Here is a 22,050-nt window from a genome sequence, read left to right on the forward strand (position 1 = left end):
GTCGGCAGCCGCGACTTCGCCCTCGAATTCCTCGCGGCCTGCGCGATCCTCATCGCGCACCTCTCGCGTCTCTCCGAGGAGCTGGTGCTGTTCAGCTCCTTCGAGTTCGGCTTCGTCACGCTGCCCGACAGCCACACCACCGGCAGCAGCATCATGCCGCAGAAGAAGAACCCCGACGTCAGCGAGCTCGCGCGCGGCAAGGCCGGACGCGTCTTCGGCGCGCTCATGGGCCTCCTGACGGTCGTGAAGGGCACGCCGCTCGCGTACAACAAGGACCTCCAGGAGGACAAGGAGCCCGTCTTCGACGCGTACGACACGCTCGCCATCGTGCTGCGCCTCTACGCCGACATGCTCCCGAAGGCCACCTGGCACGCCGACGTCACCGAACGGGCCGCCGCGCGCGGCTTCTCCACCGCCACGGACCTCGCCGACCACCTCGCCCGGCAGGGCGTGCCCTTCCGCGAGGCGCACGAGGTCGTCGGGAAGCTCGTGGGCACCTGCGTCCGGGGGGGCCGTCAGCTCTGGGACCTCACCCGTGAGGAACTGGAGGCCGCGCACCCCCTGCTCGGCGGGGAAGGCGTCGCGGAGCGCCTCACGGTGCGCGCCAGCGTCGAGTCCCGCCTCAGCCACGGCGGCACCGCCCCCCCGCGGGTCCGCGAACAGATCGAGGCGGCCCGTGAACGCCTCAAGGAGGACGCATGACCACCGCCCCGCACCCGCACACCACCGACACCGACCTGTTCGGGCACACCGAGCTGCGCGCCGCGAGCACACCCGCCGATCTGGACGTCGTGCGCGCCCTCCTCGACGAGGTCGGCCTGCACTACGCGAGCACCACCCTCGCGGGCAGCACCTACTGGCTCGCCTACGAGGGCGGACGGCCCGTCGGGACGGTCGGGCTGGAGCACGGCGACGGCGCGTCCCTGCTCAGAAGCGCCGCCGTGCTGCCCGGCGCGCGCGGGGAGGGCCTCGGGCGGGCGCTGGCGCGGAGCGCCCTCACGCTCGCCACGCTGCGCGGCGACCGCGCCGTGTACCTCTTCAGCTCGGACGCGGGCGCGTACTGGCAGCGGCTCGGCTTCGAGGAGGTCGCGGTGACGGACCTCGCGGCGGCCCTGCCGGACGTGCCGCAGGTCGTGAGCGGCGTGACGAAGGGCTGGATCCACGAGGAGCGCGCGTGGAAGCTCACCCTGACGGAGGTGGACGCGTGACGGTCCTCACCCTCGACTCCATCGCCGTGCCCGACCTGCACCCCGACGCGCCCCTCACGTGGCGCAAGGCGCGCCTGAGCGACATCGACGCGGTCCACGAGCTCATCGGGTACTGGGCGGCGCGCGGCCTGATGCTGGTGCGCAGCAAGCAGCTGCTCGCCGAGACCATCCGCGACTTCCAGCTCGCCGTGGCAGAGCCGCACGAGGGACGGCCCGGCGGGCTCGCGGGCGTGTGCGGGCTGCACATGCTCGCGCCGGACCTCGCGGAGGTGCGCGGCCTCGCCGTCCACCCGAACTTTCAGGGGCGCGGCGTGGGCCGAGAGCTCGTCGCCGCCTGCGAGCGCGAGGCGCGCGACCTCGCGCTGCCCGCCCTGTTCGCGTGGACGTACCAGCAGAAGTTCTTCGAACGCTGCGGCTTCGAGCGGATCGAGAAGACGAACCTGCACCCCAAGGTGTGGAGCGAGTGCCAGCGCTGCCCCTTCTTCGAGAACTGCAACGAGATCGCGATGTACAGACGGCTGTCAGCGGTCAGTGGTCAACGGTCAGTACCGTGAGGCATGCGTGACTTCCGAACGCTCGTGGTGTGGCAGAGAGCTCACCGGTTGACCCTCGACGTCTACGACGTCACGAAAGGATTTCCTCCGGAGGAACGCTTCGGGCTCGCCTCGCAACTGCGGCGCTCCGCCGTGTCCGTGGGGTCGAACATCGCGGAGGGCTGTGGCCGACCAGGACCCACCGAGTTCCGCCGATTCCTTGGAATCGCGATGAGTTCGGCCTGCGAAGTCGAGTATCAGATCATGCTCTGCATCGATCTCCATCTTGTTCCCGGTGAACGCGGCGACGACCTGCTCGCCGCCGTTCGGGAGGTCAAGCGAATGTTGACTGGACTCCTGGCACGCCTCACCTCACCTGATACTCTTCTGGCTGACCGCTGACGGCTGACGGCTGACCGCCGCACCGCAGGTTCAAGCCATGAAGCCATGCCAGTGAGCATGGAATGGGGGCCTTTATGATCCTGAAAGAACGTGCCATCCTGGCACTCGAAGACGGTACGGTGTACCGCGGCTACGCCTTCGGGCATCGGGGCGAGACGGTCGGCGAGGTGGTCTTCAACACCAGCATGACCGGCTACCAGGAGATCATGACCGACCCGTCGTACAACGGTCAGATCGTCTGCATGACGTACCCGCACGTCGGGAACTACGGCGTCGCCGTGTACGACATGGAGAGCAACCGGCCCTTCGTGCGGGGGTTCATCAGCCGCGAGTTCAGCGAGCACTACAGCAACCACCGCGCCGAGCAGGGGTTGCAGGAGTTCATGAAGCAGTACGGCATCGTGTCCATCAGCGGGATCGACACGCGCGCGCTCGTGCGGCGCCTGCGCGAGGGCGGCGTCGTGAAGGGCGTCGTCGCGCACCGCTCCTTCACCCACCCGGAGGACCCCTACGGGGAGTTCAGCGTGGAGGAGGAGCAGGAGTTCGTGCGCCGCGCCCGCGAGCACGAGGACATCGACGGGCGCGACATGACCCCGGAGGTCACGACGCCCCTGCCGTACGCCTTCCCGACGCTGCGGCAGGGCAAGCGCGTCGTGCTGCTGGACTTCGGCATCAAGCACACCATCATCAAGCGGCTCGCGGAGGTCGGCATCGAGCCGATCGTGGTGCCCGCGCACACCACGCCCGCGCAGATCATGGCGCTGCACCCGCACGGCCTCTTCCTCTCCAACGGGCCGGGCGACCCCAGCGCGCCGCAGTACGCGCACGAGACCGCCTGGAAGCTGCTGGGCCTGCTGCCCACCTTCGGCATCTGCCTGGGTCATCAGATCCTCGGGCTGGCCGTGGGCGGACGGACCTTCAAGATGAAGTTCGGGCACCGTGGCGGCAACCAGCCCGTCAAGAACCTCCTCACGGGCGAGATCGAGATCACCGCGCAGAACCACGGGTACGCCGTGGACATCGAGACGATCCCCGGCGGGCAGTTCGTGCCGACGCACGTGAACCTCAACGACGGCAGCCTGGAGGGCATGGCGCACAGCCGCTACCCGGTGTTCAGCGTGCAGTACCACCCGGAGGCCAGCCCCGGCCCGCACGACTCGCGCTACCTCTTCGACCGCTTCATCGAGGAGATCGACCGTTTCGACGGCGTGACGGGTCTGCCCGTCGAGAAGTCCCTGCCGGGCAAGCTCGGTATCTGAACGAAGTTCGAAAGCCCGTCCCTGAGCGCCCCGGAATCCTTCCGGGGCGCTTCGACGTCATGGCCCGACGTTCGCGTGCGTAGGCGGTTTCGATTCTCCGGGCATGAGAGCAGGGACCATCCTGAGAGCCGATTACTCATCTTCATCATCTGTAAGACCACTGTGATGAATAAAACATTAAGGTTCTTTTGTTCCGGTGCAATGAACCACTTGGCCCATTCGGGCGCCTTGCCAGGTGGGGAGCGAGTGGCGCGACCGACAGAACCGAACCTCACTCGTCTGCCTTCCCCGGTGGGCGGGCAAGGGTCGATCTCTCCCCAGGAGGTCTGTCGTGAACCGTCCACTGCTCGCCCTCTGCGCGCTTCTCACGTGCGCCGCTCTCGCCCAAGGCTCGTCACCGCTCAAACTCACCCTCGCGCAGGACCTCGTCACGATCACGCAGAAGGACGGCAAGACCTCCGAGGCCGTCACGCCCATGCCGTCAACCGTCCGACCGGGTGACCTGCTGGTCGAAACCGTCACTGCCGTCAACGGCGGCGCCGGCGTCCTCCGCAACGCCGGGGTCACGCTGCCCGTGCCGCGCGGCACCGTCTACCAGGGCAACGCCACGGCCGCCACGGCGCGCTGGACGACGACCTTCAGCATCGACGGCGGCAAGACCTTCGCGCCCGCGCCCCTGATGGAACGCGTCACCGTCACCGAGAACGGCAAGTCCGTCACGAAGGACGTCGTCGTCTCGCCCAGCCGCTACACGCACGTCCGCTGGACGGTCGCGCAACTCAACAAGGACGAATCGCTGAAGTTCAGCTTCCGCGTGCAGGTCAAGTAACCCCGGAGGAACCATGAAGAACGCCCTCGCCCTAGTCAGCCTGATGACCGCCCTCGCCGTCGGTTCAGCGTCCGCCGCCGTGTCGGCGACCACCGCCGGTACCGTCATCACCAACACCGCGACCGCCACCTTCGACGACGGGGCGGGCAACCCCAACGCCTCCGTCACCTCCAACGAGGTGAAGACCACCGTCACGGCGCAGCCGCACTTCACAATTGCCCCCAACACCGTCGACCGCGTCGCCATCACCCTCAACCCCGGCCAGTACGCGGTCTTCGACTACACCCTCACCAACGACGGCAACGTCAACGGCGACGCGTACACGATCAGCAGCGGCAGCCTCGACCTCGCCACGATCGGCGGCAAGACCGTCAACTCCGGGACGACCCCGACGGTGTACTACTTCACCACCAAGCCCACCCCCGCGAACCTCGCCGATCCCGCCTGGATCGCCGCCAACCTCGTCGCTGGCAAAACGACCCTCGGGATCACCAACGTCGCGGCCAACGGCGGTACGGCCACGTTCTACGCGGTGTACCAGATTCCCACCACGGCGCAGGCGGGCAGCATCTACTCCAGCAACCCGCAGGGCGCGCGCACCCCGCAGACCAGCATCCCCGTGGCGGGCGGCGGCACGATCTCCGACGGCACCACCGCCGGGTCCACCGTCAACCTCGACGGCAACAACCAGAACGAGACGGACGTCGTCCGTACCGACGCCGTCGCGATCGGCCCCGTGTCCAACCCCACCGCCACCGGCTCCGCCGACGCGCAGAACGACATCCTGGCCGCCTCCGTCACCGGCGCCACCTCGGTCACGTTCACGCAGACGGTGCAGAACACCGGCGCCAACACCGACAACATCGCGCTGTCGTACAGCGCCACGGGCCTGCCCGCGGGCACGACCGTCACCTTCAAGGACGCGAACGGCAACACCCTGCCGACCACCACCATCGGAGGCGTCACCTACCCGGTCCTCCAGAACGTCGCGCCGGGGGCGTCACTGGACGTTCAGGTCATCGTGACCTATCCGGCCGTCACCGCCAACCTCACCGCGCCGGTCATCACGGTCCAGGCGATCTCCACGAACGCCGTCAACTACAGCGGCAAGACCGTGCCGCAGGCGACCGACGCCACCACCGACAACCTCGTCGTGCGCGCCGCGACGTACGGTGACTACAGCGCCGCCCCGGTGGCGGTCACGCCTGCCCCGCAGATCGACCGTGACGGCGCGGGCAACGCCCTCCTGACCTACCCGATGGCGCTCCGCAACTACGGCACCATCGCCGAGGACTTCACGCCGACCGCGACCAGCATCAACGTGACCGTCGCGAAGCCCGACGGCACCACCACCACCGTCAGCGTGCCCGTCAAGTACTTCATCGGCACCACCGAGGTGAAGCCGGGCGACACGCTGACCGTCGCCGCCGGTACGACGCAGCCGATCACCGCGCAGATCGTCCTGCCTCCGAGCGCGGTCGCGGTATACCCCACGGTGTACTCGACCTTCACGCAGACCTTCACGTCCACCACGCAGGACGTGCCCACCGTCATCACCCTGAGCGACGTCAACGACCGCTGGGCCGTCACGCCCTCCGGCACGCTGGACCTCAATCCGACGAACGACCCCGCGAACCCGAACGGCAAGCGCGTCGTCAGGTGCGCCGTCGTCGCCGGGCTCCCCGACTGCTCGACCGGTACGCCCACCACCATCAACCAGGCGGCGCCGGGCGACTACCTGCTCTACACGATCCGGATGCAGAACGTCCGCAACGTGCCGATCAGCAACATCGTCGTGAAGGACGTGCTGGACAGCAACCTCACGTTCTACAAGGTCAGCGCGGTCGTGGCGAACAACGGCGGCTTCGACCCCGGCTTCGCCTACCGCTTCGGCACGACCGGCACGTGGAACGTGCTCTCCGGCACCGGGTACACGGGCGCGGCGAGCGATCCCGAGCTGCAGGTCCGCTTCGGCAACGGTACGGGCACGACCTCCACGAGCGCGCTCGTGACGAACGGCAGCATCACCGTCAGCATCATCGTCCAGGTCAAGTAACGTCGTGCGGCCGGTCCCGCTTCATGAGAGGCGGGACCGGCCGTAAGAGCGATGTAACACGAGAAGCAATAAATTTAGACGGTCTTAATATTTCGGGAGGATCAATGCGGCACCTACTCACCTCAATCGCGTCGACGTTGCTCCTCCTGGGAAGCGGCGCCCACGCGGGTACCACCTCCACCCCCGCCGGAACGGTCATCACCAACACCGCCACGGCCACCGCCACGAGCGAACAGGGCGACACCCTCAATGCGACGTCCAACACGGTCCAGACGAGCGTGCAGAGTGTCTGCGCCGTGAGCGTGCTCCCCAACGGCACGCTCCTCGCTCCCGGTCAGACCACCCGGATCCTCTCCGGTCAGACCGCCACCTTCACCTACCAGGTGCGCAACACCGGCAACGCCACCTTCACCTACGACCTCGCCGCCGCGCTCGACGCCGCCTCCGAGTTCACCCTTCCCGCCGGCAGCGTCACCCTCGAGCCCGCCGCGCCCCTCACGCTCGCCATGGGCGACGTCGCCACCGTCCGCGTCAACGTCGCCACCATCCGCACCACGCGCGGCGCCGCCTACCCCAACCTCATCGCGAGCTGCCCGGGCGCCCCCCTCACGAAGGACGAGGACAACGTCGCCCGTCTCGACGTCGACGGATTCCCCACCATCGAGTACACCAAGACCTTCAGCGCGGCGAGCGTGAAGCCCGGCGACCTCGTCACCGTGACCCTCACCGCCCGCAACACCGGCAACGCGCCCGCCCGAGACGTCGTCCTGCAGGACACGCTCGACACGCCCGCCCTGCTCGGTCTCAGCCTCGAACCCGGCGGCGTCACCTCCTCGCCGGGCACCGCAGTCGTCACGTACACCGCCGGCGGCAACGTCTGGACGACCTCCGCGACCGGCGGCATCGGCACCCGCCTCACCGTCCCCACCCTCGCCGAGGGCGCCACCGCCTCCCTCTCCTTCCGCATGCGTGTCGCGACCACCGCCACTCCCGGCCTGAGGACCAACGTCGCGACGCTCAGCTCGCCCGACGCCCCGAACGCCTCCGCGACCGCCACGGTCGCCGTCTCCAGCGCCCCGGCCCTCGCGCTCGGCCCGGACGGCAACGCGCTCGCCACGCCCGGCGGGGAGGGCAGCAGCGACGACACGCAGACGCGCGGCAACACCATCCTCGGTCAGCCCGTCTGCATCCCGCACACCCTCCTCAACAACGGCAACCTCACCGACCGCGTCACCCTCACCGCCGCCCTCACCGCGGGCGCGGGCGCCGTCACCTTCACGCTGCCCGACGGTACGCCCCTCGCGCAGCCCGTGACCCTCACGCCCGGCCAGAGCGTGGACGTGCGGGCCTGCACGGTCCCCACCACCGCCGGAACCGTCAGTGTGACCCTCACCGCCACCTCCTCCGTCGGGGCGGCGCCCAACCGCACCGTGGACGTCCTCTCCGACGTGCAGGCGCAGCCCATCACGCTCGCCAAGACCGTCACGCCCGGCGGATTCGTCCCCGCCGGGACGCTCCTCACCTACACCCTCACGGCGCGCAACCCCTACCCCTTCGCCCTCAGCGACGCGCGCTTCACCGACACCCTCGACGCCCACCTCGGCTTCGTCGGCGCCTCCGACTCGGGCGCCCTCGCGGGCAGCGCCGTCACGTGGACCTTCCCGACCCTCGCGCCCGGCGAGACGCGCCTCGTCACCGTCCAGGCCCGCGTCCGTACCGACACGGCCGACGACACCCAGATCGTCAACTGCTTCGACTTCACCGCCGCCGAGGTGCCCGCCGCGCTCACCTCGCCCTGCGTCACCACGCCCGTCTGGACGTCGCGCCTGAGCCTCACCAAGAGCGTCAGCCCGGACCACGCCACCGTCGGCGACCGCCTCACCTACACCCTGCGCGTCACCAACGCCTCCGCCACGGCCTCGCTGCGTGACGTCCGCGTCGTCGACGCCCTCCCTGCCGTCCTCGCGTACCTCTCCGGCACCAGCAGGGTCGACGGCGCCGCCCTCGCCGACCCCACGGTCGACGCGAACGGCCTCACCTGGATCCTGCCCGCGCTCGCGCCCGGCGCGACCGCCACGCTCACCTTCGACACCCGACTGCTGCCCGGCGCGCACGACGCGCTCACCAACACCGCCCACGCCACCGCGCTCGGCACCTACGGCCTGACCACCGCCGTCGCCTCCAACGTCGCCACCGCCGCCGCCTTGGTCGTCGCCGGACCCTTCGCCACCCGCGCCGAACTCGTCGGACGTGTCTACATCGACAATGACCGCGACGGTGTCTACGACCTGCACGTGGACGTCCCCGTCCGCAACGCCCGCGTCATCCTCGAGAACGGCCGCGGCGTCCTCACCGACGCGCAGGGCCGCTACCGTCTCGCCGAGGTCCGCGAGGGCTTCACCGCCCTGCGCCTCGACCCCAACTCCACCGTCAACCCGGCCGCGCCCTCCCCGCAGGACGGCGGGCGACGCGGAACCCGCGGCGTCCTCGTGATCGGCCTCACCAACGTCGACTTCCCCCTCGCCCCCCTCTCCGGCCGTGTCGACGTCGACCGTGAAACGACCGTCGTCGTCGGGCCCGTCACGATCACCAAGACCGTCAGCCTGCAGCCCGGCAGCACCGACACCTACGTCGTCCGCCTCCATGTCCGCGCCGCGAGCGCCCTGCCCGCACTCACCGTCGAGGACCCCCTGCCACGCGGCGCCACGCTCCTCGACGGCACCCCACTCCTCACGCTCACTCCACTGCCCGTTGGTGACACGACCATGACGTACCGCTTCCGGCTGGCCGACCCCTCCGTCCGCTTCACCGACCCGACCGTCACGTGGAGGACCAAGTGAAGACCTCCGCACGTCTCGCCGCGTTCGTCACGCTCTCCCTGCTGGGCGCCGCGAGCGCGCAGGACCTCCGCACGTCCCTGCCCTACACCAGCGTCGGCGACCGCCTCGCCTGGACCTCCGGCGATCAGATCCTGCGGCTCGACGTGACCGCCGCCGGACGCGTCACCCTCGACCTGTACAGCCCCCGCGTCGACCCCGCCGACTACCGCTCCGCAAGCTACTACGGCGACGAGCAGTACGACCGCGCCGGCACCCGCACCACCTTCACGCTGACGGACGCCGCCGGGACCGTCGTCCGGACCGTCACGTACGACCCTGGCCGTCACGCCTGGGAGACCTTCCTCGATCAGGACCTCGCGGCAGGTACGTACACCCTGAAGGTCGTCACGACCGGCAACGCCAAGAACACCTTCGCCGTGCGACTCCAGGGCAACGCCGCCCTCGCTGCCGAAACGCTCTCCGTCAACGTCCACTCGCACGACTGGACGCCCGCGCTGCGCGTCACCCAGGACGGCCGGGGTCCCCTCACGCTGCGTATCTACGACGGGGACGGCAACGCCGAGCTCGCCGTGGCGCTGCGCGGTCCGGACGGACACGTGCGGTACCTGCCCGTCTCCACCGACCGTGACTGGATCGAGGCGCGCCTGCCCGATCAGGCCGGGCAGTACGAGGTGCTGCTCGCCCAGCCGTCCACGGCGAAGCAGTACTCCAACGCCGTCACCTTCGCGCTCCTGCGCGGAACCCAGGGCGTGCCGCTCACCGTCGCGCGCGCCGTGCGCGCGGGCACCCTCGGTGTGGGAGCGTGGCTGGTCCTGCCCGACACGCGCGTCCCGACGGGCACCGCCGTCACCGTCGACGGTGCCGACGTCGACGTGCGCGAACGCGACGAACGCGCCGTCCCGGCGGGCGAGCATACCGTCGCCGCACGCGCCGTTCCCGGCGCGACCGTCAGCGCTCCGCAGCGCGTCACGGTCGCCGAGAACGGCCGCGCGGACGTCACCGTCGAGGTCCGGCCCGTCGCCCGTCTCGACGCCGCCGTCGACCGCATTTCCGTCGAGGTGGGCGGCACCGTCGACCTCGCTGCCTTCGCCCGCACCGCCTTCGGAGGCGTCCTCCCCGGCACGCTCACCCTCGACCTGCCCGAGGGCCTCACCGCCCTCGACGACACCAGCGGGAACGTCGGCTTCGACGCCGCGCACGACGGCGAACTGCACGTCCGCGCCCGCGCGGAACGCGCCGGGGACTACGAGGTCGTCGCCCGGCTCGCGCCCTGGGGCCTCCGGCAGGTGCTGCACGTCCGCGCCGTCGAGCGACCGGCGCCCACGCCGCCGCCGGTCGCGCAGAACCCCGAGCCCGCGCCGGTCCCGCAGGTCGCGCCGCCCGTCCAGCCCACGCCGCCCGCACCCGCCCCGGACCTCACGCTGCGCCGCTCGTCCGTCGTGACGCTCCCCTTCGAGGCGCCCGCCGTCGCGCGTGAACTCGTCCTCGCCCACACGCTCCCCGTGGGCGCGACCTACGTCCCCGGCAGCTCCACCCTCGACGGCGCGCCCATCGCGGATCCCGCCGTCGGGCCCTCGGGACGCCTCTACTGGACGCTGCCGGCCCGCACGACCGGCACGGTCGCGTACCAGGTCGAGCACGACGGCGCGCTCGGCGCGCTGCCCGCCCCCGCGCTGCTCGCCCGCGTCACGTCCGAGCGCAGCGAGGTCCTCATGGGCGTCCTCGACGAGCTCGACGTCCTGCGCGCCACCCGGACCGCCCTGCCAGCCGACGCCGAGAACGACGGCGCGATCAGACTGCCCCTCGACGGCAGCGTCGTCCGTGACCGCGACACCGTCACCGTCGTCGTCGTCCGCGGGCAGGGCGAACCCGCCACGCTGCGCGTCAACGGACAGGACGTCCCCGAAAGCCAGGTCGGCGAGCTCACCGTCGACCCGAACCAGGGCACCGAGCGTCTCACCTACTACGGCGTCAAGCTGCGGCCCGGCCGCAACACCCTCACCTTCGGCGCGAGCACCACGACCGTCATGCACGCCGGCCCGGCCCGCAACGTCACCGTCGGCGCCGCCAGCAGCGTCGCCGACGGCTTCACACCCGTCCGGATCGTCCTGCGCGCCACGGACGCGAGCGGCTCGCCCGCCAGCCAGGACTACCTCACCGTCACGTCCAGCGTCACGCCCGAAGCCGCCGACGCGGACCCCTCGCAGGGCGGCTACCAGGTGCGGCTCGTGAACGGCGAGGGCGTCCTGACCCTCCCGCCGCAGGTCACGCCGGGTCGCGTCACGCTCGACGTGCGGCTCGGCGACCGCGTGGAGCGCGCCACCGTCGACCTCACGCCCAGCCGGGCCGCCGTGGGAGTGGGGCACGCCAGCGTCACGCTCGGCACCCAGCCCTTCGGCGTCAGCGCGTGGAGCGCGCGCGGGTACTACGAGGGCATGCTCGGCGACGGCAAGCTGTACGCCGCCGCCGCCAGCGACGGCCTGCCCACGCCCCTCAACGCCAACGACGGCTACCCCGTGTACGGCGACGCGTCCGTCGAGGCCCAGCCCCTGCGCGGCCTCGACCCGGTCGCGCTGCGCTACGAGCACCCGAGCTTCAGCGTCCAGTACCGCGCGCACAACGTGCCCATCAGCGTCTTCGGCCTCGGTGAGGCCCTCACCGCGCTGTCCGTCACGACGCGCGGCGACACCGGCCTCTCCGCCTTCGCCGCGCTCGTGCCCGAGGCCCGCGTGAAGGACGTCCTCACGCCCGACGGAACCCGCCTCGTGCGGCTCGGCAGGACGGGCGTCGTGCCCGGCAGCGACACCGTGCAGCTCGTCACCCGTGAAGCGGTGAGCGGCAAGGAGATCACGCGCGTCACCCTCGTCCGCGACACGGACTACGTCCTCGACCCGGCGCTCGGCACGATCGAGTTCGATCGGCCCGTCACGCCCGTCGACGAGCGTCTCGACGACGTCCGCGTGGAGGTCACGTACCGACTGCTCGACGCGACCACCAACCGCCTTCCCGCCTGGGGCGCGCAGGTCAGGACGAGGCTCGGCGACGTCAGCGCCGCCGCCGCCGTCGTCAACCTCGACGGGCGCACCACGACCGGCGCCAGCGCCCAGTACGTGCAGGGCGACACCCGCCTGGACGCCCACGCCGCGCTCGCCGAGGGCGCGCAGGCCAGCCTCGACGGCGCCACGAAGGTGCTCGGCGCGAACGCCTCGTTCGGCGTTCGCTATCAGGACGCCTCCTACTCGGGCCTCAACGCCTTCGAGACGGGCTGGACGGCCCAGGCGAACGTCTCGTCCCCCCTGGCGAACGTTCTGCCCGGCCTGAGCGTCGCCGCGGACGCCGCCTACCGGGACACCTTCACGAACCGGTACGGCAGCTTCGGCGCGCAGGGCCGACTCACGAGCGGCGCGTGGACCTTCGGCGTCGGCGCCCGCTCCGCCTTCGGCGACACCAGCGGCCTCTCCGCGCTCGGCAGCGTCCGCTACGCCGAAGGTCCCCTCGACATCGCCGTCACGCACGCGCAGCCCCTCACGGGCGACGTGACGCCGAACAGCACCGCCAGCGTGAAGTTCAGCGTCCTTCCGAACGTCACGCTCCGCGCGCTCGGAAGGACCGACTGGACGAGCGACACCCGCGCCACCTTCGGCGTCACGTCCACCGTGGGCGGCATGCGCGTCAACGCCGACTACGACCTTCCCACCGCCGACGGGCAGGGCAACCGCGCCCGCTTCGGCGCCGACACCACCTTCGCCGTCACGCCCACCGTCAGCGTCGGCGTGCAGGGCGCCCTCACCCGCGACCTCGACGACGGGACGGGCACCGCCAGCGTCGGCGGCAGCGTCCGCTACAAGACGGACGACGTGAGCGCCACCCTCGGCGGCGACGTCGCCCTCACGAACGGCGTGCCCCGGGCCGTCGTACGCGGCGGCGTCACTGGCACCGTCACGCCCGACTTCACCCTCAGCGCGGACGTCCTCAGCGAGTTCAGCGTCGCGCCCGGCACCCGCGCCAGCGTCTCCGGCGCGTACCGTGGCGAGCAGACCAGCGCCCTCGGCTACGTCCGGCTGCAGACCGGCAGTCTCGGCGGAGGCACCCCCAACGTCACCGCCGAAGTGAGCGCCGAACACCACACCGCCAGCTTCGCCGTGCGGGGCGGCCTCGCGGCCCGCACCCTCCTCGACGACCCGGGCAGCCTCACCGTGCAGCCCGGCCTCGGCGCCACGGCGTACCTCACGGACCGCATCGGCGTCGGCGTCGGCGCCCGCGCGCAGTTCCAGCCGTCCACCGGCACCGCCCGCTTCGGCCTCGGTGTGGAGGGCAGCGTCCTCACGCTGCCCGGGACGTGGGTCACGGTCGGGTACAACTTCACCGGCTTCGAGGGCATCGGCAACACCTACACCCGGCAGGGCCTGTACTTCAGGCTCGACCTGATACTCGACGAGCAGAACGGAGGCGGACGATGAACCCCGGCGCCCGCACGGAACACCTGACCTTCCCCGCGCGCGCCTCGCGCGCCCTCCTTTCCGTCTGGGCCACGCTCACCTTCGTGCTGTGCGTGCTCGCCCTGACGCTCACGGGCGGCGCGTCGGCCGCCGTGACCGCCTCGGGCCCCGTGACGATCTCCTCGGTGACGGGCTCCATCTTCGCGACGGACAGCAACAAGTGCGCCCTCAACGAAGGCCCGCGCGCCATGTACATCGGGTACGCCTTCACTGCCACGAGCGCGGTCAGCAACGTCAACGCGACCCTGAACGTCACGGGGACGGGCTTCAGCCTCGCCGGCGGTCAGACTCCCACGCAGTACATCGGCAACCTCGCGGCGGGCGCGAAACGCACGCTGTTCTGGTACGTCACGTTCCCCTGCACGAACGGCGCCACCGCCGACCTCAACGTCACCGTAGCCAACGACATCACGGGCACCGTCGTCGCGACGGGCGGCAGCACCTACACGGTCGACACGATGATCAGCGCGAGCGCGGGCGGCGACCCGCGACTCATCGTGGACGTCGCGGGCGCCGTCGTCGGTCAGCTCATCTCCCGGGAGGTGACCTTCAAGGTCGGCAACATCGGCTCGAACAACGAGGCGATGTTCGAGCCCGCCGGCAACCTCGACTTCGACGCCTCCTGCCTCCAGCTGGTCTCCACGAGGATCACGAGCGTCACCAACGTCGCCGGGGTGACGCAGGGCGTGACGGACAGCCTGTACTTCACCGGCGTGGGCTCCGGCGGCGGTCAGAACAACCAGGTCGTGGTGCAGTACGACTTCCTCTACACCGGCATCTGCAACATCCCCGCGGGTCAGACGCAGGTGAAGGCCACGCCGTACTCGTACTCGGGCAGCGGCACCCAGATCAAGTACCTCATGAGCGACGGCGTCACCGGCGGCACGTACTTCAAGTTCGACCAGGCCACCAACGCCTTCACCATCACCAAGACGGCGTCCTACAGCGGGACGACCGGCGTGAGCGCGAGCAGCGGCACGAACGTCTCCGCGCCCGGCGGCGGCATCATCACCTACACGGTGACCATCAAGAACACCTCCCCGACGTACCCGGCGATCCTCACGAAGATCACCGACACGCTTCCCACCAGCCCCGCGTCCGTCATCTATGGGAACGTCACGGGGACCAGCGCCGTCAACGCCTCGAACTCGATGGTCATGCCCACGGCGAACACGTCGAGCTCCACCCAGCCGCTCCTGGTGTTCCGGCCCCTGACGTCCACGTCCTACCAGGTCGCGCCGGGAGGCAGCCTTGTCCTGCAGTACACCGTCACGGTGCCCAGCAACGTCGGCGTGTACACCAACACCGCGTCCGCCTCCGTGTACTCCTTCAACATCGGCACGGCCTCCGCGACCGTGAACACCGCGCCCCGCGCGGACCTCGGCGTGACGAAGGCCCTCACGAGCCCGGCGGGCCCCGTGTACGTCGGCGACACGCTCACGTACACCCTCACGGTGAACAACGCGGGCCCGAACGCCGCGACGAACGTCGCCGTGACGGACGTCCTGCCCGCCGGGATGACGCAGGCGAACGTGACGGGCGTCAAGCTGAACACCACCACCACGATCACGCCCACCTACACGACGAACGCGAGCGGCCAGACCGTCATGACCATGCCGACCGTCCAGACCCTCGCGACGGGCAGCGCGAACAACCTCGTCTACACCATCACGGCGACCGCGCCGAGCGCGGGCGGCAGCATCACCAACACCGCGAGCGTCGCGGGCAGCACCGGGGACGCCAACCCCACCAACGACACCAGCAGCGTCACCACGACCGTCAACCCGAAGGCGGACCTGGGCATCGTCAAGACGCTCACCAGCCCCACGTCCGGGACGATCTACTCCGGAGACCAGCTGACGTACACCCTCACAGCGTCCAACGCGGGACCGAGCGCCGCACAGACCGTCGCCGTGACGGACACGCTGCCTGTGGGCGCCACTCAGGCGAACGTGGTGAGCGTGAAGCTCGGCGTGACCACGATCACGCCCACGTACTCGACGAACGCGGGCGGTCAGACCGTCATGACGATGCCGGGCGTGTCGAGCCTCGCGACGGGCAGCGCGAACAACCTCGTCTACACCGTCGTGATCACCGCGCCCACCGTGAGCGTGGCCGGTTCGGTCACGAACAGCGCGAGCGTCACGTCCGCGACATACGATCCCACCACCCCTAACACCAGCAACGTCGTCTCGACCGTCAACCCGAGGGCGGACCTGAGCGTGACGAAGGTGCTCACGAGCCCCACCGGGCCCGTGTACGTCGGCGACGCGCTCACGTACACGGTCACGGTCACGAACAACGGCCCCAGCGCCGCACAGAGCGTGAGCGTCACGGACGCCCTCCCGGCGAGCATGACCCAGGCCAGCGTGACGAGCGTGACGCTGGGCGGCGCGGCGATCACGCCGACCTACACGACGAGCGGCGCGCAGACGACTATGACGATGCCCAACGCGGGCACGCTCAACAGCGGCGCCAGCCTGGTGTACACCGTCACCGTGACCGCGCCGGGCACGCCCGCGAGCATCGTGAACTCGGCCTCCGCGAGCACCACCACGCCGGACACGAACACCGCCAACAACAGCAGCAGCGTTTCGACCACCGTCGCCGCCAAGGCGGACCTGAGCATCGTCAAGACGCTCACCAGCCCCTCGGGCACCGTCTACGCGGGTGACGCGCTCACGTACACGGTCACCGTGACGAACAACGGCCCCAGCGCCGCGCAGAGCGTGAGCGTCCTGGACACGCTCCCCGTCGGGGTGACCCAGTCGAGCGTGACGGGCGTGACGCTCGCGGGCGCGGCCGTCACGCCCACGTACGGGACGAGCGGGTCGCAGACGACCATGACGATGCCGACGGTGACCACGCTCAACAGCGGCGCCAGCCTGACGTACACCGTCACGGTGACCGCGCCGAGCGTGAACGCCTCCACCTCCGTCACCAACACCGCGAGCGTGTCGTCGGCCACGGCGGACCTCGTGAGCGGCAACAACACGAGCAGCGTGGGCACCACCATCACCCCCAAGGCCGACCTCGCCGTGACCTCCAAGTCCCACACGCCCGGCGTCTTCAACGTCAACACGGTCGTGACCTACACCATCGACGTCGTCAACAACGGGCCGAGCGCCGTGACGGGCGCGTCCGTCACGGACGTCCTGCCCGCCGGACTCACCTTCGCCAACGCCGCCGGAGACGTGACCTGCGTGGTCACCGGCACCGGGACGTGCGGCGCGTCCACCTACACGTCCGCGACGCGCACGCTCGCCCTGCCCCTCAACCTGACCAGCGGCGCGACGGCCAGGATCACCGTCCGGGTCACCGTGAGCGGCGCGGCGGGTACGGTCATCCGCAACACCGCCACGATCTCCGTGCCCGCCGGCGTCGCCGATCTCGACACCACGAACAACAGCGCCTCCGACGCGCCCGTCACGGTGGGCAGCACGGCCGCGGTCGTGTCGCTCGTCAAGACCGTCCGCAACGTCACGCAGAACTTCCCTGCGAACGGTGCGTTCTCCGACACGTCGAACGCGAGCGGCAACCCGCTGGTACCGATCCGCTCCGGCGACGTGATGGAGTACTGCATCACGTACTCGAACACGGGCGGGCCCGCCTCCGGCTTCCTCCTCGCCGATCCGCTCGCGAGCCTGCTGACCTTCCTCCCGGACGCCTACGGGACGGGCCTCGGCATCCTGTGGCAGCGGTCGGACGCGAGCGGAACCCTCCTCGCGCTCGGCACGTCCGGGACCATTCCCGCCGACGGTCAGGCGCTCACGAACGTGAAGCTGAACGCGTCGAACAACCAGGACGACGCCGGGTACTACGACGCGACGACCGTCAGCGTGCGCCTCGGGACGATCACCGTGCCCGGCGCGGGCAACGCCGGAAGCCGGGGCCGGATGTGCTTCCAGACCACCGTCCGCTAGGCGTAGCGTGAGAGGAGAGGCCCGGGTGAGTCCCGGGCCGCTCCTTTCGTCTGAAAGATTCCTGTGACAGTCCGGACTGTACCCTGAGGGCACATTGATCGCGCCGCACCGCGGTCAATGCGGGTCCCGTCCGGGGACCGGGGTTCCGTCCCCCTTCCAACCCGTCCGAACCGAGCGCGCCGTCACCCCCCCGACCTCCAAGCGCGTCCGGTCCCCGGACGGGACCTCCTTTTGTCCTTCGCGGTCACGGTGAGCTCACCGTGACCGCGTTAACGTGAGGGCATGAGTCGACGAACGCAGGATCGCACGATGGGCGGCGGCCGCCCGCCGGGCGAGCGGCCCAGCAAGGTCTGCGTGGCCTGCGGGCGTCCGTTCACGTGGCGGCGCAAGTGGGCGCGCGACTGGGAGAACGTGCGGTACTGCTCGGACCGCTGCCGCGACAGCGCGAAACGAGGGCGCGCTCAGCCGACGTAGATGCCCGCGTCGGACGGGTTGGACGCGGCGATCACGGCGCGCAGTTCCGCCTCGTCGGGCTCGCGCAGCACCCGGTTGAACTGGGGAACGGGCACGACCGTCTCACGGATCGCGGTGATCCCGCCCTCGCCCGCCCAGCGCACGAGGTCCGAGAGTGCGCGCGCGCCATCCTCCCCGAAGCGCGGCCCGAAGGACGCGACGGTCAGCCAGAGCTGCGCGTCCACCCACAGCAGGGCCCCGTACGCGCCACGGCCGCGCTCCCCCTGACGGTCCGTGACGAGCACGAGCGTGCCCCCCGCGAGGGAGCGGTCACCGACGGCGGCGCGCAGTTCGGCCAGCGTCTCCAGGGGGGCGCCGACGACGCCGAGCGGGTCACTGATGAGCATGAGGACAGTGTAGGCGAAGGCGCGGGAGCGCGCGCGCGGAGTCCCCGCGCTATCCTGCCCGCATGACGAAACCACTCTCCACGCTCGTGGCGCAGGCGCGCGGGGGGCGCGTCGTGCGGACGGGCTTCGTGGACGCCGACACCCTCGACCGCCGCCTCCTCGCCGACGACGAGGTCCGTCACGTCATCGCCGGGGGCTTCCCGGACGCGCGGCGCGTGCTGCTCACCCTGTACCCCGCGCACATCCCCGGCGTGGACTCCGGCGTGAAGGTGCTGCGCCTCTCCGGCGAGTTCGGCCCCGACTTCGACGAGCAGGACCTCAAGGTGGCCCTGAAGCGGCTGGAGCTCCCGGAGGACCAGCTCGGCGACGTCCGCGAGGACCGCGGCGCGTACCTGATCGCCACGACCGGCAAGGCCACCGCGCGCCTGCTGGACCTCGCGGACCTCGGCGGGACCGAGGTGGACGTCGAGGAGGTCGGGGAGACCACCGGCCGCGCCGCCCGCACCCGCGAGGTGGTCGTGCCGAGCCTGCGCGTGGACGTCGTGGGCGCCAAGGGCTTCGGCGTGTCGCGCGCGTACTTCCAGCAGGGCGTGGAGGCGGGCAAGGTCCGCATCAACGGGCAGGTGGCGCGCGCGTCGAGCGAGGTCCGCGAGGGCGACAGCCTCAGCGCGGAGGGCCTCGGGCGGGTGGACTTCAAGCGCGTCGTGAACGAGACGCGGCGCGGCAACTACAAGGTCGAGCTGGACGTGCACCGCTGATGGACCCGCGCCCGTGATCGACCTCACCCGCCGTCACCCCACGGTCACGCCGCAGGATCTGCTCGCGTCGTTCGTGCCGAGCCCGCGCTTCGCGGACGTGAGCTTCGCGAACTACCTGCCCAACCCGGACTTCCCGTCGCAGGAGGCGGCGCGGACGGCCCTCGCCGCGTTCGCGGAGCGCGCTTCCAGGCCCGTACCGAAGCTGCGTCTCTTCACACGCGGGAAGCCGCAGGGGGAGGGCTGGTACCTCGACGGGGGGTTCGGCGTCGGCAAGACGCACCTGCTCGCCTCCACCTTCTACGCCTTCCGGGGCGGGCCGAAGGCGTTCCTGAGCTTCCAGGAACTTCTGTACACCATCGGCGCGCTCGGCATGGTGGAGGCCGCGCGGGCCTTCTCGGGCTACCGCCTGCTCGCCGTGGACGAGTTCGAACTCGACGATCCCGGCAACACGCACATGCTCAACACCTTCCTCGCGCAGGTCATGCCGGGCGGCACGCACGTCGTCACGACGTCCAACACGGAGCCCGGCGCGCTGGGGCAGGGCCGCTTCAACGCCTCGGACTTCCAGCGGCAGATCACGGCCATCGCGGACCGCTTCTCCACCCTGCGCGTGGACGGCCCGGACTTCCGCGCGCGGGGAAGCGCGCCCGCCGCGCCCCTCACGCCGGAAGAGTTCGCCGCGTGGCGCGCCGCGCAGCCTGAGGCGACCCTCGCGGACCTGGAGCACCGCGCGCTCAACCGTCACCTCCTCAACGTGCACCCCGCACGCTTCGGGAAGCTCCTCGCGGGCGTCCGGGCGGTGGGCGTGCGGGACGTGACGCCCATGGAGGACCAGAACGTCGCGCTGCGCTTCGTGCACTTCGTCGACAAGGCCTACGACCTCGGCGTGAGCGTCGCCGTGACGGGCGCGCCGCTCGGCACGCTCTTCCCGGACACGTACCGTCACGGCGCGTACGCGAAGAAGTACAGCCGCTGCCTGTCGCGCCTCTCCGAACTCCAGCGCGAGGCGAGGCAGGCGGCCCCGGCGGGCCTCCCGACGGACTGAGAGGGAGCGCGGGACTGGTACAGTGGGCGCCATGCCCGGCATCGACGTTTCCCTGTCCCATCTGCTGCGCGACCTCGAAACCCTCGTCACGATCGAGTCGCCCTCCGACGACCTGCCCGCCTGCGAGCGCGTGATGGACGTCGTGGAGGGCTGGCTCACGGAACTCGGCGCGAGCGTGGAGCGCCTTCCCGGCGGCACGCGCCGCCTGCGGCTCGGCGGCGAGGGACGGCCCGTGCTGATCCTCGCGCACACGGACACCGTCTGGCCGCACGGGACGCTCGCGCGGATGCCTTTCCGGGTGGACGGCGACCGCGCGTACGGCCCCGGCACGTACGACATGAAGGGCGGCGTCGTGGGCGCGGTGCACGCGCTGCGCGCCCTGGCGGGAAGCCTGGCGCACCCGGTGGAGCTGCTGCTCACCCCGGACGAGGAGACGGGCTCGCTGTCCTCGCGGGACCACATCGAGGCCGCCGCGCGCCTCGCGCGGGCGGTGCTCGTGATCGAGCCGCCCGTCGCGGACTCGCACGCCCTCAAGACGGGCCGCAAGGGCGTCGGGATGTACCACGTGCGCGTGCACGGCGTGTCGTCGCACGCGGGCAACGCGCCCGAGCAGGGCGCGAGCGCCGTCTCGGAGGCCGCGCGGACCCTGTTCGCCATCAAGGCGCTCGCGAACCCGGCGGCGGGCACCACGCTCAGCACGGGCCGCGTCACCGGGGGCGGCGCGATCAACGTGGTGCCCGCCCTCACGGAGTTCTGGACGGACGTGCGCGTCTCCACCGTCGCGTAGTCGGAGCGGCTCCACACGGGCGTGGCGGCGCTGCGCCCGCGGGACCCGCGCGTGCGGCTGGAGATCGGCAGGGGCCTCAACCGCCCGCCCTTCTAGCGTACGCCCAGCACGGCGGCCCTGTACACGCGCGCGCAGGGGGCGGCGCGGGAGCTGGGCTTCGAGGTGTCGGACGCCTTCCTGGGCGGCGGCTCGGACGGGAACTTCACGGCGCCCCTCGTCCCGACGCTCGACGGGCTGGGCGCCCCGGGGGACGGCGCGCACGCGGACCACGAGCACGTGCGCCTCGACGTGTGGCCCCGGCACGTGCGGCTGCTCGCGGAACTGATCCGGGACCCGGGCGTGTGAGGGGTCAGCCGTCAGTCGTCGGCGGTCAGGACGCGGTTCACTGACCGCTGACCGCTGATCGCCGCGCGCGCTACGCTGTTCGCATGTTCTTCCGGCGCAAGAAGGTGCCCGCGAATCCGTTCGTGCGGCAGGACGATCCGAATACCTTCCGGGTGCGGCTCAGGACGCGCCGTTACGGGGACACGGTGGAGCTGCGCTTCACGAAGAGCGCGCACATCGGCGCGGCGGACGGGGGCGGGTTCATCTTCCGCAAGGAGTTCGTGTCGGCGGAGCACTTCGACCGGGGCACGGTGACGGTGCGCTTCGACGACCGCTATCAGGTCACGGACGTGCAGGTGGAGGGGGGAGAGGCCGTGCCGCACGCCGAGTGGGCCGCCACCCACTGAGCGAGGTCGTCTAGACAAATTTGCACGGTCGCCCTCCGGACGTGATACACCTGAGTGCAGATGAACACGAGCGCCCGCTATTCCTTTATCTGGTGGTTTCCCCCGACCTCCGGGTAAGTGCACGTGTAGCGTTCCAACGCTCCTTCGCCCGGACCCACCGTCCGGGCGAAGTTCTTTTAAGCCCCACGCTCAGGAACTGAGGTTCGACATGACCGCACCCGCGCTTCTCGTCACGAAGGACACCGTCGCCCGCCCCCTGCCCGGCCCCGGCGACCTGCGCCGCGACCTCCCGCTCGACCACGCCGCCGCCCGCACCGTCG

At 70.9% G+C, this 22,050-nt stretch carries 17 protein-coding genes and 1 riboswitch; of the genes, 16 read left to right on the top strand and 1 reads right to left on the bottom strand.

Annotation, left to right across the window (positions count from 1 at the left end; translation table 11 throughout):
* The 11 genes from argH to DEIPI_RS36850 all read left to right on the top strand — a co-directional run.
* Positions 1-702, top strand: a 702-nt coding sequence (argH, locus tag DEIPI_RS32630) for an argininosuccinate lyase (protein ID WP_045234704.1), incomplete at its 5' end; no start/stop codon positions are given.
* Complete coding sequence (locus DEIPI_RS0118760; RefSeq protein ID WP_084474568.1) at positions 699-1,208, top strand: GNAT family N-acetyltransferase; 510 nt, start codon at positions 699-701, stop codon at positions 1,206-1,208. The genes argH and DEIPI_RS0118760, both read left to right, overlap by 4 nt.
* Positions 1,205-1,762, top strand: coding sequence for an N-acetyltransferase (locus tag DEIPI_RS0118765; protein WP_027482777.1), 558 nt, complete (start codon positions 1,205-1,207; stop codon positions 1,760-1,762). The genes DEIPI_RS0118760 and DEIPI_RS0118765 overlap by 4 nt, the downstream gene beginning before the upstream one ends.
* 3 nt (positions 1,763-1,765) lie before the next feature.
* Positions 1,766-2,143, top strand: a complete 378-nt coding sequence (locus DEIPI_RS0118770; RefSeq protein ID WP_027482778.1) for a four helix bundle protein — start codon at positions 1,766-1,768, stop codon at positions 2,141-2,143.
* A gap of 74 nt (positions 2,144-2,217) precedes the next feature.
* Entirely contained in the window at positions 2,218-3,402 is a 1,185-nt protein-coding gene (gene carA, locus DEIPI_RS0118775; protein ID WP_027482779.1) for a glutamine-hydrolyzing carbamoyl-phosphate synthase small subunit, read from the top strand.
* A gap of 185 nt (positions 3,403-3,587) precedes the next feature.
* Positions 3,588-3,672: riboswitch (cyclic di-GMP riboswitch) on the top strand.
* 61 nt (positions 3,673-3,733) lie between these two features.
* Positions 3,734-4,231: a hypothetical protein gene (locus DEIPI_RS0118780; protein ID WP_027482780.1), complete on the top strand. Its 498-nt coding sequence runs from the start codon at positions 3,734-3,736 to the stop codon at positions 4,229-4,231.
* 13 nt (positions 4,232-4,244) lie between these two features.
* Complete coding sequence (locus tag DEIPI_RS0118785) at positions 4,245-6,287, top strand: hypothetical protein (RefSeq protein WP_027482781.1); 2,043 nt, start codon at positions 4,245-4,247, stop codon at positions 6,285-6,287.
* A gap of 104 nt (positions 6,288-6,391) precedes the next feature.
* Positions 6,392-9,127, top strand: coding sequence for a DUF11 domain-containing protein (locus DEIPI_RS41915; protein ID WP_027482782.1), 2,736 nt, complete (start codon positions 6,392-6,394; stop codon positions 9,125-9,127).
* Positions 9,124-13,587: a hypothetical protein gene (locus DEIPI_RS0118795; protein WP_045234705.1), complete on the top strand. Its 4,464-nt coding sequence runs from the start codon at positions 9,124-9,126 to the stop codon at positions 13,585-13,587. Before DEIPI_RS41915 ends, DEIPI_RS0118795 begins: the two co-directional genes overlap by 4 nt.
* Complete coding sequence (locus DEIPI_RS0118800; protein WP_027482784.1) at positions 13,584-17,549, top strand: beta strand repeat-containing protein; 3,966 nt, start codon at positions 13,584-13,586, stop codon at positions 17,547-17,549. The genes DEIPI_RS0118795 and DEIPI_RS0118800 overlap by 4 nt, the downstream gene beginning before the upstream one ends.
* Before the next feature lie 309 nt (positions 17,550-17,858).
* Positions 17,859-18,023, top strand: coding sequence for a DUF2256 domain-containing protein (locus tag DEIPI_RS36850; protein ID WP_027482785.1), 165 nt, complete (start codon positions 17,859-17,861; stop codon positions 18,021-18,023).
* Here DEIPI_RS36850 and DEIPI_RS0118810 read toward each other — a convergent pair.
* Positions 18,011-18,409 carry a DUF3197 domain-containing protein gene (locus DEIPI_RS0118810; protein WP_027482786.1) on the bottom strand — a complete coding sequence of 133 codons (399 nt, stop codon included), beginning with the start codon at positions 18,407-18,409 and terminating at the stop codon, positions 18,011-18,013. The two genes, DEIPI_RS36850 and DEIPI_RS0118810, sit on opposite strands and share 13 nt — an antisense overlap.
* Before the next feature lie 62 nt (positions 18,410-18,471).
* On the opposite strand from DEIPI_RS0118810, the gene DEIPI_RS0118815 reads away from it, so the two are divergent.
* The 5 genes from DEIPI_RS0118815 (at position 18,472) to DEIPI_RS0118830 (ending at position 21,730) form a co-directional block, all read left to right on the top strand.
* Positions 18,472-19,167, top strand: coding sequence for a S4 domain-containing protein (locus tag DEIPI_RS0118815; protein ID WP_027482787.1), 696 nt, complete (start codon positions 18,472-18,474; stop codon positions 19,165-19,167).
* A 13-nt stretch (positions 19,168-19,180) separates the two neighbouring features.
* A complete protein-coding gene (gene zapE, locus DEIPI_RS32635; RefSeq protein WP_045234706.1) occupies positions 19,181-20,212 on the top strand; it encodes a cell division protein ZapE in 1,032 nt (343 codons plus the stop codon).
* A gap of 31 nt (positions 20,213-20,243) precedes the next feature.
* On the top strand, positions 20,244-20,999 hold the full coding sequence (locus DEIPI_RS32640; RefSeq protein WP_342667524.1) for a M20/M25/M40 family metallo-hydrolase: 756 nt from the start codon (positions 20,244-20,246) through the stop codon (positions 20,997-20,999).
* A 117-nt stretch (positions 21,000-21,116) separates the two neighbouring features.
* On the top strand, positions 21,117-21,344 hold the full coding sequence (locus DEIPI_RS42115) for a M20/M25/M40 family metallo-hydrolase (RefSeq protein WP_342667525.1): 228 nt from the start codon (positions 21,117-21,119) through the stop codon (positions 21,342-21,344).
* 83 nt (positions 21,345-21,427) lie between these two features.
* Entirely contained in the window at positions 21,428-21,730 is a 303-nt protein-coding gene (locus tag DEIPI_RS0118830; RefSeq protein WP_027482788.1) for a hypothetical protein, read from the top strand.
* The last annotated feature ends 320 nt before the right edge of the window (positions 21,731-22,050 follow it).

It is taken from the genome of Deinococcus pimensis DSM 21231 (assembly GCF_000519345.1).
Classification (GTDB): Bacteria; Deinococcota; Deinococci; order Deinococcales; family Deinococcaceae; genus Deinococcus_A; species Deinococcus_A pimensis.